This is a genomic window from Blastococcus mobilis, assembly GCF_900188025.1.
Lineage (GTDB): Bacteria > Actinomycetota > Actinomycetes > Mycobacteriales > Geodermatophilaceae > Blastococcus_B > Blastococcus_B mobilis.
Window position 1 is genome coordinate 212,930 of record NZ_FZNO01000003.1, and the last position, 12,331, is coordinate 225,260.

The following is a 12,331-nucleotide window of genomic DNA, read 5'->3' on the forward strand; positions in this document are numbered from 1 at the left end:
TAGGCGCGTGAGCCGGGTCGTCGCGGTCACAGGAGCCACAGGCGCTCTGGGTCGCCGGGTTCTCCAGCGGCTGTCGGCGGCCGAGCCCGACGACGTCTCCCTGCGGCTGATCGTGCGCGACCCCGCCCGTGCGCCGCACGTCCGCGGCGCGTCGCCGGTCGTCGTCGCCAACCCCGGGGGCTACCGCGACGGCGAGGGTCTGCGGGAGGCCCTGCGGGGCGTGCACACCCTGTACCTGGTGTCGGCGTCCGAGACCGAGGACCGGGTGCGGCAGCACCTCACGGCGGTCGCCGCCGCGGCGGCGGCCGGTGTGCAGCGCATCGTCTACACGTCGTTCGTGGGTGCCGACCGCCCTGAGCCGACGTTCACGCTGGCGCGCCACCACGCGGCGACCGAGGCCGCGATCCGGAGCATCGGCCTGCGGCACACCTTCCTCCGGCACTCCATGTACGCCGACTTCGTGCCGTTCCTCGCCACGCTGGAGGACGGCGGCGCCGTCATCGCGGCCCCGGCCGGGAAGGGCCGGACCGGCTTCGTCTCCCGGGACGACCTGGCCGACGTCGCCACCGCCGTGCTCCTGCGCGACGACGGGACGCTCGACGGCCAGGCGCTGGACGTGACCGGTCCCGAGGCGCTGACGCTGGCTGAGGCCGCCCGGGTGCTCGCCGACGTCACCGGCATCCCGGCCGAGTACCGGCCGCAGACCGTCGAGGAGGCCTGGGCCACCCGCCGTCCGTCCGGCCACCCCGACTGGGAGATCGAGGGCTGGGTGACCAGCTATCTGGCCATCGCCGCCGGGGAGCTCGCCACCGTCACCGACGTCGTCCCGCGGCTGACGGGGCACGCGGCCCGCACCGTCGGCGAGCACCTGCGTGCCCACCCGGAGGACTGGGCGCACCTGCGTTAGACCCCCGTGACGCCGTCCAGGCCCTCGCGCAGCAGGTCCGCGTGGCCGTTGTGCCGCGCGTACTCCTGGATGACGTGCAGCATGACCAGGCGCAGCGAATAGGCGGTCCCGTCCATGCGGTCGACCCCGGTGACGTCGAGGGACGGTGCGGCCCGCTCGATCCGCCGGGCGTGGGCGATCTCGCCCTCCCACGCCGCGAACGCCTCCGCCCGATCGATGCCGTCCGCGTCGTAGGCGACCTGGAAGTCGCCGTCGGCCGACCACACCAGCGGGACGTCCTGGCCGTCGACCACCCGGCGGAACCACGAGCGCTCGACCTCGGCCATGTGCCGCACCAGTCCGAGCAGCGACAGGCGGGACGGCGGCATCGACCGGCGGCGCAGGTCGTCGTCGGAGAGCCCTGCGCACTTGAGCGCGAGCGTGGCCCGGTGCCAGTCCAGATAGGCGCGCAGGTCTCCCGCTCGCCCCCTGTGAGCGGTGGCTCGATGCGTCCGTCGGTCATCAGCCCATCCTGTCGCCCTCGCGTACCCGGTGACGGTCCGGTCACGAATCCCGCGTCGCGTACCGGTGCCCTCCGAGGCTGCCGAGGAACGGAACGACAGCAGCACGCGACGCTGCAGACGACACGAAGGACGAACATGCGCTGGAAGACGATGCCCGCCTGGGCCCGCCCCGACGGCTGGGGCATCAGGACCAAGGTGGTGGCGCTGGCGGTGACCAGCGTGGCCGTGACGGGTGTGGCGATGGGCGGTGTGAGCGGCTGGCAGAGCAGCCGGTTCGCCGACGACGCCAAGACCGACGTCCGGGCCCTGGTCGAGGAGGACATCTCGCGCACGGCGGGCGGCGTCTACGACGTCGTCTCCACCCAGGGCGCGTCCACGGCGGCGAAGGTGGACTCCGACCTCGCCGTCGCCCAGTACGTCCTCGCCCGGGCCGGCGGGTTCGCCATCGACGACCCCCGCAGGGGCACGGTGACCTGGGAGGCGAAGAACCAGCTGTCGGGCGAGGTGACCCCTGTCGCCCTCCCCCGGGTGCTCGCGGGGACCACCTGGCTGGGCAAGAACAGCGACGTCGCCGTCCCCACGCCGGTGGTCGACGAGATCAAGGCCATGGTCGGCGGCACCGCGACCATCTTCCAGAAGACCCCGGACGGCAACTTCCTGCGCGTGGCGACCAACGTGCAGGCGGCCTCCGGTGCCCGCGCGATCGGGACCTACATCCCCGCGATCAACCCCGACGGCACGCCCAACCCCGTCGCGTCGGCCGTCAGCAGCGGACAGGTCTACCGCGGCAACGCGTTCGTCGTCGACTCCTGGTACGTCTCGGCCTACGCCCCGCTGACCGGGCCGGGCGGCGACGTCGTCGGCATGCTCTACGTCGGCCAGAAGCAGGAGAACCTGCCCGCGCTCCGGGAGAGCCTGAACCGCACCACGGTGGGCACCTCGGGCCACATCGAGGTCTTCGGCGGCACGGGCGACCGCGCCGGCACCGTTCTCATCAGCCCGGACGGAGCGCGGGACGGGGAGAACCTGCTCGAGGCGACCGACGCCGAGGGCACCCCCTACGTGCAGCAGATGATCGACACCGCCGTCACGCTGCAGGACGGCGAGCAGGCCACCGTCCACTACGTCGATCCCGACGCCGGTCCGACCACTGTGCGGCTGTCCTACTACGCCCCCTGGGACTGGGTGATCGCCACCGTCGCCCGCGACGGCGACTTCTCCGGCCCCGTGGACTCGTTGGAGGACGGCCGCTCCTCGATGATCTGGGCCCTGGTCGTGGCCGCCCTGCTCATCGCCGTCGTCGGAGCGGTCCTCTCCTCCTGGGTCGGCCGTCGCCTCACCGCTCCGCTGGAGCGGCTCCGCGACCGGATGGCCGAGGTCGCCGACGGCGAGGGCGACCTCACCCAGCGGATGGACGACTCTCGGTCCGACGAGGTCGGCCAGCTGTCGGGAGCGTTCAACCGGTTCGTCGACAAGGTGGCCGGCACGGTCCGCGACATCGGCCGGTGCGCCCAGGAGGTCGCGGCCTCCGCGGCCGGCGTGTCCACGGTCGCCGACGGGCTCGCCGAGCGTGCCGCGCGCAGCCGCGACCAGGCGCAGGGTGCCCACCACTCCGCAGCCGAGATCAGCACGAGCGTCTCCTCGGCCGCTGCAGGCGCGGAGGAGATGGGCGTCTCCATCTCCGAGATCGCCCGGAGCGCGACCGAGGCGGCGGAGGTCGGCCGGCAGGCGGCCGACCTGGCCGCGCGGACCGAGACCACCATCGCCGCCCTGGGTTCCAGCTCGGCCGAGATCGGGGACGTGGTCAAGGTGATCTCCGGCGTCGCCGAGCAGACCAACCTGCTCGCCCTCAACGCCACCATCGAGGCGGCGCGGGCCGGTGACGCGGGCAAGGGCTTCGCCGTCGTCGCCAACGAGGTCAAGGAGCTCGCGCAGGAAGCGGGCAAGGCCAGCGAGGAGATCGCCCAGCGGGTCCAGGGCATCCAGGCCGAGACCTCCGCCGCGGTGCGCGCCATCGCCCAGATCGCCGAGGTGGTCCGCACGATCAACGACCACCAGACGACGATCGCCAGCGCCGTCGAGGAGCAGACCGCGACGACCGGTGAGCTGACCCGCAGCGTGGCCGCCGCGGCCGAGGGGGCGGGCGCCGTGACGACGACGCTGACGGCGGTGAGCCGCGACGCCGACGACAGTGCTGCCGATGTCGACCGGGCCCGCACCGCCGCACGGGAGCTCGACGCCCTCTCCGGCGAGCTGAACCGCCTCCTGGGCGTCTTCACCGTCTGAAGAAGGACCCCCTCCGGGCGGAGGGGGTCCTTCGGAGGCTGCCCGCGGGGATCACCTGCGGGCAGCCTCCATCGCGTGCCAGCGCTCCAGGTTGTAGCGGGCGTCGACCAGCGCGTCGTGGGTCCCCGCCGGCTTGGGCGGCAGCGCCGGCTGCCCCAGGTCGTCCCACCGCTGCCGCAATTCCCGGGTGAATCGCGGGATCGGGCGCGGCAGTGCCGGCATCGCGCCCCACAACTGGCAGAGGGCGACGTGGTCGTAGGCGCCGAACCACGCCCAGAGCTCGATCTCCTCACCCGGCCCGGTGAGGAACGCCAGCAGGTCCTCGCGGATCCGCTCGCGGCTGCGCCATGCCTTGTCGGCGGGAGGCGGCAGCTGGTCGAGCACGTTGCGCCGCACCCACGGGATCGCCTTGTCCGGGTCGAACTGGGTGCTCACCGCGTAGAACTCCCGGCCGGTCTCGTCGACGACGCCGATGGAGACGAGGTCGATGGTGGTGCCGTCCTCGATGAACTCGGTGTCGTAGAAGAACCGCCGCATTCGCACCACCGTAGGCGCGAGTCGGGTTCCTGGTCCCACCGGTGCGTCCAGGGCGGTCAGGCGGCGGGATCGACCTTCGCCCGCGCGTTGACGGAGTTCTTGCCGAACTCCTGGCCGTTCAGTGCCCGGATGTCGCGCTCGAGCTGCGGCACCCGCTCGGCCGACACCCTCATCGCCACCTTCTCCGCGACGACACCGGTGACCAGCTGGCGCAGCGCGGAGACCACACCCACCGACCCGGGTACGAATACCCGCCGGCCACGGGTCTCCAGGTTCTCGACGAGCGCGTCGGCGCAGGCCTCGACCGACGTGCAGGCGCCCAGCGGACCTGGCAGCTGCTTGCGGGTGGCCGCGAAGGTGGGCAGCGCAGCCTCCGTGTCGCGGACCAGGTCGGTGTCGATCCAGGTCGGGTGCGCGCTGCCCACGGTCACCCCGCGGTGGGCCACCTCCAGCCGCAGCGCGTCGCCGAACCGCTCCACACCGGCCTTCGCCGCGCAGTAGGCGCTCATCCCCGGCAGCACGGTGAACGCCGCTGCGGAGCTGATCAGCAGGACGTGGCCCCGGCCCTTGGCGATCTCCGGCAGCGCGGCGTGCGTGGTGAGCATCGCGCCGATCAGGTTCACCTCGATCGTGCGTGCCAGGGCATGCGCCGAACTGGTCATCACCGTGGTCAGCGGGGCGATCCCGGCGTTGGCGACGACGATGTCGAGTCCGCCGAAGGTGTCCACGGTCTGCTGGACTGCGGCCGCCAGGGCGTCGGCGTCGGTGACGTCGGCCTCCGCCCACAGGTGCTCGGGCCCCAGCTCGGCGGCGACCCGGGCCAGCTGCTCCGGCTCCAGACCGACCAGAGCGACCCGGGCGCCCCGGGTGGCGGCGCGGCGGGCCAGTTCGGCACCGATGCCCCGGGCCGCGCCGGTGATCAGGACCGTCCGGCCGGAAAGGGGTGTGCGAGGACGCTGCCGCCGAAGAGTCGCCATGGGTGCTCCTTGTCCGTGCGCTCGGTTGAGCACTGCTCGACAGCCGTTGTAGCTTGTTGAGCGTTGCTCAGCAGGCCGGAGGGAAGGAGCCAGTCAGCGATGACCGGCACGCTCGAGACCCAGCCCGCCCCCGCCGCGGCGGCCACCGGCACCACCCGCGATGTGGGGATCGCGATCATCGGCTCGGGATTCGCCGGCCTCGGCATGGCGATCACCCTGAAGCGCCGCGGGGAGGAGGACTTCGTCCTCCTGGAGCGGGCCGGCGACGTCGGCGGTACCTGGCGGGACAACACCTATCCGGGGGCCGCCTGCGACGTGCAGTCCAACCTCTACTCGTTCTCCTTCGCACCGAACCCCGACTGGGGGCGCTCCTACTCCGAGCAGCCGGAGATCCAGGCCTACCTGCAGGCCGCCGCCGACCGGTTCGACGTCCGCCGGCACTGCGTCTTCGGCGCCGACGTCACCTCCGCACGGTGGGACGACGCCGCGCAGCGGTGGCTGGTCTCCACCGCCGTCGGCGAGTTCCGCGTCCGCGTGCTGGTGTCCGCGGCCGGTGCCCTGGCCGACCCCACGTACCCCGACATCCCCGGCCTGGGCTCCTTCGCCGGCACCGTCATGCACACGGCCCGCTGGGACGCCGAGCACGACCTCACCGGCGAGCGCGTCGCGGTCATCGGCACCGGCGCCTCGGCGATCCAGGTGGTGCCGGCCATCCAGCCGGTCGTCGGCAGCATCGCGGTCTACCAGCGCACTCCGTCGTGGGTGGTCCCGCGCACCGATCATCCGGTGAAGCCCTGGATGCGGCGGCTCTATCGCTTCGAGCCCGGCCTGCAGAAGGCGATCCGTGCGGCGCTCTACCTACTCCGCGAGTTCCTCGTCATCGGCATGGCCAAGCAGCCCCGCTTCCTCCGTCCGGTCGCCAGGCTGGCGAAGGCACACCTGCACCGGCAGGTCCGCGACCCGAAACTGCGCGCCGCCCTCACGCCGGACTACACGATCGGCTGCAAGCGGATCCTGATCAGCAACGACTACTTTCCGGCGATCGCGGCCCCCAACGCCGAACTGGTGACGGCGGGTATCGCCGAGATCCGGCCGCACTCGATCATCACGAAGGACGGCGTCGAGCGCCCGACCGACACCATCGTGCTGGCGACCGGCTTCCACGTGACCGATCTGCCGATCGCGGGGAAGATCCGCGGCCGCGCGGGGCGCACCCTGGCCGAGGTCTGGGCCGACGGCATGGTGAGCAACCGCAGCGCCACGGTCGCCGGCTTCCCGAACCTGTTCCTGCTGGTCGGCCCCAACGTGGGGGTCGGGCACACCTCGATGGTGTACATGATCGAGTCCCAGCTGGCCTACGTCGACGACGCCCTGCAGACCATGGACGCCGAGGGCCTGGCCGTGCTCGAGACGAAACCCGAGGCACAGGAGGCCTACCGGGAGCTGATCGCGGAGAAGTCGAGGGGCACCGTGTGGCTGGCCGGTGGCTGCGCGAGCTGGTACCTCGACGAGCACGGCCACAACACGACGCTGTGGCCGGACTTCACGTTCCGGTTCCGCAAACTCATGAAGAAGCTCGACCGTGAGAACTACGTCGGCATCCCCGCCGGCACCGACCGCACGGAGGTGGCGGCGTGACCGGCCGCACCGTCCTCCGCCGGGTCGCGGCCGTTCCCACGCCGGACGGCGCGCAGCTGCACGCGGTCGTCGACGGGTCCGACGACGCGCCGGTCACTCTCGTGCTGGCGCACGGCTGGACCCTGGCCCAGGCGGCCTGGGACGACGTCGCGGCCCTCCTCGCGCCGCGGATCGCCGACGGGGAACTGCGGCTGATCCGCTACGACCAGCGCGGCCACGGCCGGTCCACCTGGGGCCGGTACGCGAACGACGTCGCCGAGCTCTCCATCGACCAGCTCGGTGCCGACCTCGGCGTCCTCCTCGACGAGCTGGTCCCCACCGGCCCGGTGGTGCTGGCCGGCCACTCCATGGGCGGCATGACCATCATGTGCCTGGCCGCGGCGCGGCCGGAGCTGTTCGGCGACCGGGTCCGCGGCGTCGCGCTGGTCTCGACCTCCGCCGGCGATCTCGCCCCCGCGGGCGAGACGCTCGCCGAGAGGCTCCAGCTGAAGCTGGCGCCGGGACTGGTCACGGTCGCGATCGGGGGCGCGCGTGCCCTCGAGCGGGTGCGGCAACTGCTGCCGCCATCGCACCCGCGCCACCAGAAGATGGTGCGCGAGCTGCTCTACGGCGCCGACGCCACCGACCGGATGGTCGTCGCCGGGGCCGAGATCATGCACGCGTCGACGGTGCGCGCGTTCGCGGCCTTCTACCCGGCGCTGGGCGACCACGACAAGCGCACGGAGCTGGATGCTCTGCGTGCGGTCCAGGTCGAGATCCTGGTCGGCGACAGCGACAAGCTGACCCCGCAGCGGCACAGCCGCCAGCTTGCTCAGGCCCTACCCGATGCCGGCCTGCACCTGGCGGAACGCACCGGCCACATGCTGCCCCAGGAGCGCCCGCAGCTCGTCAGCGACGTGCTCGAGCGACTGATCGCGGCGGCGGTCGAGGACCGGGCGGCCGCATGAGGGCACCATCGAGAGTGTGACGGCGTCCAGCGCTCCCCGCCCACCCCGGCTGCGTCGCTCAGCGGGCGACCGCCGGGCCCAGCTGGTTCAGATCGGCCTGGAGCTGCTGCCCACCACGCCGGTGCAGGAACTCACCATCGACGAGGTGGCACGGCGGGCCGGCATCAGCCGCAGTCTGCTGTTCCACTATTTCGCCACCAAGCGGGAGTACTACACCGCGGTCACCCGCGCGGCGGCCGACCTGCTCTGGGAGCACCTCCTCCCGCCGCCGGGCACCTCGCCGCAGGAGCAGGTCAGCGGGATGCTCGACCGCTTCGTCGGTTGGGTGGAGACGTACCGGGAGACCCATCTGGCGTTCGTCCGCGGCGCCGCCGGCGGCGACCCGTGGGTGTCGGAGGTCTACGAGGAGACTCGCGGTCGCCTCGTGGAGGTCGCACTGACCGCCCTCGGCCTCCCCGACGACCTGCGACGCCGTCAGCTCGTCCTGGCCTGGTTCGCCTTCACCGAGGATCTCGTCGGTCAGTGGGTGGAGGAGCCCACGATGTCCCGCCCGGAGCTGCTGGACCTGCTGCACGACGTCCTCGACCGCCTGACCGCCCGCTGACCCAGCTTTCGGTACAGAAAGCTGGGGCGTCAGCCGGCGAGGGAGGTGGGGGCGCGGTCGCCCGCCTCGTCCGGCGGCGGCTGCAGCCGGGCGACGACGTCGGGTGCGCTGGCTCCAGTGGCGTCCATGGACTTCTTGACCGTCGCGCCGTAGACGTCGACGTACTCCTGACCCGACAGTTGCATGATCTCGTACATGATCTCGTCGGTGATCGACCGCTCGACGAAGCGGTCGCCCGACATGCCCTCGTACCGGGAGAAGTCCAGCGGGGCGCCGAACCTCACGCGCACGCGCATGAGGGACTTGCCGAACGGCAGCTTCCGCTTGCTGTAGATCATCGCGACCGGGACGACCGGGGCGCCGGTCTCCAGCGCCATCCGCGCGACGCCGGTCTTGCCGCGGAAGAGCCGCCCGTCCGGGGAGCGCGTGCCCTCCGGGTAGATCCCGAGGACTTTGCCCTCGCGCAGGATGCGCAGGCCGGTCTGGATCGCGTTCTCCGCGGCGGAGGCGCTGGAGCGGTCGATCGGCACCTGACCGGCGCCGGAGAAGAACGCGCGCTGCGCCGCACCCTTGAGGCCCTTGCCGGTGAAGTACTCCGCCTTGGCGAGGAAGGTCACCCGCCGCTTGAGCTGGAGAGGCATGAAGATCCAGTCGGCGGCGGAGAGGTGGTTGCTCGCCAGGATCACCGCCCCAGTCGCCGGGACGTGCTCCGCGCCTTCAGCGCGCGGACGGAAGACGGCGTGCACCAGCGGGCCGATCCCGACGAACTTGAGGAACCAGTAGAACAACACGCCTCCCTCGTGAGCTGCCAGACTAAGGAGCCGGAGGGCCGAATCACAATCGGTCGCCGGTGTGAGATACCCGTGCACCCGTAACGCCGGTCGGCGTCGCCGCCGGACGCCGAGGAGGACCCCCGTGTCTGGAGCGACCGTGCCCCACGACGTGATGCCCGGCGCCGAACCGTTCGCCTTCCCCGGCGGGGACGGTCCCGACGGCCGCACGGGCGTCCTGCTGGTGCACGGTTTCACCGGCACCCCGATGAGCATGCGGCCGTGGGGCGAGCACCTGGCGACGGAAGGTTTCGCCGTCCGGTGCCCCCTGCTCCCCGGTCACGGAACCCGCTGGCAGGACTGCAACGCCAGCACGCACGATCAGTGGACGACGACGGTCGAGCACGCCTTCGACGAGCTCGCCGCCGTGTGCGACCGGGTGTTCGTCGCCGGCCTGTCGATGGGCGGCACCCTGGCGACCCGGCTGGCCGAGGTGCGGCCCGACGACGTCGCCGGACTGCTGCTGGTGAACCCGGCGCTGCTCACCCAGCGGCTGGACGCCAAGCTGCTGCCCGTGCTCGCCCGGTTCACCCCGAGCTGGGCTCCGATCGCCAGCGACATCAAGAAGCCCGGCGTCACCGAGCTGGCCTATCCCAAGCTGCCGACCAGGGCGATGATGCAGCTGCGTGGGCTCTGGGCGGCCACCCGCGCGGAGCTGGGGCGGGTGACCGCGCCGGTGATCGTCTTCCACAGCGTGGAGGACCACGTCGTCGAGCCGGTCAACAGCACGATCCTGCTGGCCGGCGTCGGTAGTACCGACACCACCGAAGTGCTCCTCGAGGACAGCTACCACGTCGCCACCCTCGACAACGACGCCCCGCGCATCTTCGCCGGTTCGGTGGACTGGATCCGCGAGCGCGTGGGCGCCGGCGAGAGCCCAGGCGCTGGGAGTCCCGCGGCGGGGACCCGGTGAGTTACCGCCGCGGACGCGGCCGCCGCGACAACGGCCTGGAAGCGGCCCTCTGGAGCCCGCTGCGCGACGTCGACCCGCGGATCGGTGAACACCTGCTCGACCTGCTCTCCGCCGTGGGCATCGCCGCGTACCTCGAGCCGTCGGCCGACGTGGAGCCCTACACACGGTCGGTCAGCCTGCCCAGCCCGCCGGCGGACCGGCTCTTCGTCGACCGGTCCCGGCGAGCGGAGGCACGCACGGTCGTCGACGAGTACGCGCCGGAGGCGGGAGAAACACCGACGACGCAGCTCGGCTCCCGGCCGCCCGCCTCCCGTCATGACCTCGACGAGGACGCCGAGTGGTCACGGATCGTGTCGGCGTTCGAGGCCGAGCACGGCCGCACCGTCGTCGACGAGCCGTCGGACGCGCCACCGCCCCCGCCGCACGAGCTGCCCGTCCTCGACCGACCCGACGACCACTACGAACCCCCTGCCCCTCCCCCGATCCCGGCGCCGGCGCCGGCGTCGCTCTACGCGGTCCTGCTCGTGGCTGCCGGCGTCCTCCTCGTCGGAGCACCCGGCCTCTTGAACCTCTCCCCCGACCTGGGGCTCGTCGTCGGGGTGGCGGCCATCGCCGGCGGCGCCGTCATGCTGGTCTCGCGCATGCGGGACCGGTCCGACGACGACGACGACGGCGCGGTGGTCTAGCAGGACATCGAAGGCAGCCGTCGCGAGTGGGACCCGGAGGGTTCCGCGTAGCGACGACGAAGCGGCTCGTCGCCGCCGGAGGACGGCACGTGGCCGCGGTGTCGTCCGGAAGGACGACAGTGTCACGGCTGTGTCGTCCGGAGGACGACAGTGTCATGACAGTTGATCTAGCGTGCGGCTGTGACTCACACCGCCGCGCACTCCGCCACCGTCACCGTCATCGGCCATCTCATGGACACCGGAATCCTGGCCCGCGTACTCGACGACGTCCTCGAGTACGGCGGGGACTACCGGATCGAGAGCCTGGACCTGGGCCGCCAGCACGAGGACGAGTCGCGGGCGCTGGTGGAGATCCAGGCGGACGAGGCCGACCGCCTGGACCGGATCCTCATGCGGGTGCAGATCCACGGCGCGAACACCGTGGACCCGGGGACGGCGCTGACCCGGCCCGCCCCCGCCGACGGGGTCTTCCCCGACGACTTCTACTCGACGACCAACCTGGAGACGCTCGTCCGGCTCGACCGCGACTGGCTCCGGGTGCGGCAGCCGGAGATGGACTGCGGGCTGGTGGTCACCGACGAGGGCGGGCAGCCCGTCGTCCGGACCGTCCCCGTCAGCGACGTGAAGGCCGGCGACACCGTCGTCTGCGGCGCGCACGGCGTGCGCGTGGAGCTCCCCCCGCAGGCGCCGCGGGGCGAGGAGGACGACTTCGGGTTCATGTCCTCGGCCGTGTCCAGCGAGAAGCCGCAGGCACTGCTGGTCCGCCAGATCGCCGAGCGGATGCGCGAGGTGAAGGCCGCCGGTCAGCGGATCCTCTGGGTGGGCGGCCCGGCGGTCGTGCACACCGGCGCCTCTCCGGCCATGGTCCGGCTGGTCCGCGCCGGCTACGTCGACGTCCTGTTCGCCGGGAACGCGCTGGCCACCCACGACATCGAGTCGGCACTCTTCGGCACCTCCCTCGGTGTGGACCTGGCCAAGGGCTCGGGCGTGCCCCACGGGCACGAGCACCACATCCGGGCCATCAACACCATCCGCGCCGCCGGCTCCATCGCCGCCGCCGTGGAGTCCGGCGTCCTCACCGGAGGCGTGATGCACGCGATGGTGCAGGCGGAGAAGCCCTTCGTCCTGGTGGGATCGGTGCGCGACGACGGCCCGCTGCCCGACGTCTACACCGACGTGATCGAGGGGCAGCGGGCGATGCGCGCCCAGCTGCCCGACGTGGGTTTCGCGATCATGGTGGCGACGATGCTGCACTCGATCGCGACCGGGAACATCCTGCCGGCGTCGATCCCTCTGGTCAGCGTCGACATCAACCCGGCCACCGTCACCAAGCTCGCCGACCGCGGCAGCGCTCAGGCGATGGGCATCATCACCGACATCGGTCTGTTCCTCGAGCAGCTGGCCCGCGAGCTCGCCCCTGAGTGACGTCGTGACGAGCGGGCGCCGGAGGCTCCCCGAGGAACGGCGGGTGGCCGCCCTGCGAGGCGGTCCGACGAAGGGGGA

12 protein-coding genes are annotated in these 12,331 nt (G+C 72.3%); 8 read left to right on the top strand and 4 right to left on the bottom strand.

All coding sequences use genetic code 11. The annotated features are described in order from the left end of the window. The first annotated feature begins 7 nt into the window (after nucleotides 1-7). A complete protein-coding gene (locus CHB94_RS04335) occupies nucleotides 8-907 on the top strand; it encodes an NAD(P)H-binding protein (RefSeq protein ID WP_089335349.1) in 900 nt (299 codons plus the stop codon). Here the strand turns inward: CHB94_RS04335 and CHB94_RS04340 are convergent. Continuing rightward, nucleotides 904-1,515: a DinB family protein gene (locus CHB94_RS04340; RefSeq protein WP_217899159.1), complete on the bottom strand. Its 612-nt coding sequence runs from the start codon at nucleotides 1,513-1,515 to the stop codon at nucleotides 904-906. The genes CHB94_RS04335 and CHB94_RS04340 overlap by 4 nt on opposite strands. 30 nt (nucleotides 1,516-1,545) lie before the next feature. Between CHB94_RS04340 and CHB94_RS04345 the strand changes: the two genes are divergently transcribed. Beyond that, nucleotides 1,546-3,696, top strand: coding sequence for a methyl-accepting chemotaxis protein (locus CHB94_RS04345; protein WP_254920391.1), 2,151 nt, complete (start codon nucleotides 1,546-1,548; stop codon nucleotides 3,694-3,696). A 51-nt stretch (nucleotides 3,697-3,747) separates the two neighbouring features. On the opposite strand, the gene CHB94_RS04350 is transcribed toward CHB94_RS04345, so the two are convergent. Next, nucleotides 3,748-4,233, bottom strand: a complete 486-nt coding sequence (locus CHB94_RS04350; RefSeq protein ID WP_089335350.1) for a polyadenylate-specific 3'-exoribonuclease AS — start codon at nucleotides 4,231-4,233, stop codon at nucleotides 3,748-3,750. Nucleotides 4,234-4,289: 56 nt separating this feature from the next. Next, entirely contained in the window at nucleotides 4,290-5,210 is a 921-nt protein-coding gene (locus CHB94_RS04355; RefSeq protein WP_089335351.1) for an SDR family oxidoreductase, read from the bottom strand. Nucleotides 5,211-5,309: 99 nt separating this feature from the next. Here CHB94_RS04355 and CHB94_RS04360 point away from each other — a divergent pair, with 99 nt between their 5' ends. From CHB94_RS04360 to CHB94_RS04370, 3 genes are read left to right on the top strand one after another with little or no spacing between them, the layout of a single operon-like run. Next, nucleotides 5,310-6,848, top strand: coding sequence for a flavin-containing monooxygenase (locus CHB94_RS04360; protein WP_089335352.1), 1,539 nt, complete (start codon nucleotides 5,310-5,312; stop codon nucleotides 6,846-6,848). Beyond that, nucleotides 6,845-7,795, top strand: coding sequence for an alpha/beta fold hydrolase (locus CHB94_RS04365; RefSeq protein ID WP_089335353.1), 951 nt, complete (start codon nucleotides 6,845-6,847; stop codon nucleotides 7,793-7,795). Before CHB94_RS04360 ends, CHB94_RS04365 begins: the two co-directional genes overlap by 4 nt. A 16-nt stretch (nucleotides 7,796-7,811) precedes the next feature. Further along, the gene (locus CHB94_RS04370; RefSeq protein WP_176445409.1) at nucleotides 7,812-8,399 is read left to right on the top strand and encodes a TetR/AcrR family transcriptional regulator; all 588 of its coding nucleotides are present in this window, start codon (nucleotides 7,812-7,814) and stop codon (nucleotides 8,397-8,399) included. Nucleotides 8,400-8,428: 29 nt separating this feature from the next. Here CHB94_RS04370 and CHB94_RS04375 read toward each other — a convergent pair whose 3' ends face one another. Further along, nucleotides 8,429-9,190 carry a lysophospholipid acyltransferase family protein gene (locus tag CHB94_RS04375; protein ID WP_254920392.1) on the bottom strand — a complete coding sequence of 254 codons (762 nt, stop codon included), beginning with the start codon at nucleotides 9,188-9,190 and terminating at the stop codon, nucleotides 8,429-8,431. A gap of 124 nt (nucleotides 9,191-9,314) precedes the next feature. On the opposite strand from CHB94_RS04375, the gene CHB94_RS04380 reads away from it, so the two are divergent. From CHB94_RS04380 to CHB94_RS04390, 3 genes are all read left to right on the top strand, one after another. After that, nucleotides 9,315-10,142, top strand: coding sequence for an alpha/beta hydrolase (locus CHB94_RS04380; RefSeq protein ID WP_254920393.1), 828 nt, complete (start codon nucleotides 9,315-9,317; stop codon nucleotides 10,140-10,142). Beyond that, on the top strand, nucleotides 10,139-10,828 hold the full coding sequence (locus CHB94_RS04385; protein ID WP_089335355.1) for a hypothetical protein: 690 nt from the start codon (nucleotides 10,139-10,141) through the stop codon (nucleotides 10,826-10,828). The genes CHB94_RS04380 and CHB94_RS04385 overlap by 4 nt, the downstream gene beginning before the upstream one ends. Before the next feature lie 180 nt (nucleotides 10,829-11,008). After that, on the top strand, nucleotides 11,009-12,253 hold the full coding sequence (locus CHB94_RS04390) for an ornithine cyclodeaminase, nickel-pincer nucleotide-dependent (protein WP_254920394.1): 1,245 nt from the start codon (nucleotides 11,009-11,011) through the stop codon (nucleotides 12,251-12,253). Nucleotides 12,254-12,331: the final 78 nt, after the last annotated feature.

Excerpts from the sequence above, each read along its gene's own strand:
- CHB94_RS04355 (WP_089335351.1), bottom strand. The coding sequence starts at position 5,210 with ATGGCGACTCTTCGGCGGCAGCGTCCTCGCACACCCCTTTCCGGCCGG.
- CHB94_RS04350 (WP_089335350.1), bottom strand. The coding sequence starts at position 4,233 with ATGCGGCGGTTCTTCTACGACACCGAGTTCATCGAGGACGGCACCACC.
- CHB94_RS04345 (WP_254920391.1), top strand. The coding sequence starts at position 1,546 with ATGCGCTGGAAGACGATGCCCGCCTGGGCCCGCCCCGACGGCTGGGGC.
- CHB94_RS04360 (WP_089335352.1), top strand. The coding sequence starts at position 5,310 with ATGACCGGCACGCTCGAGACCCAGCCCGCCCCCGCCGCGGCGGCCACC.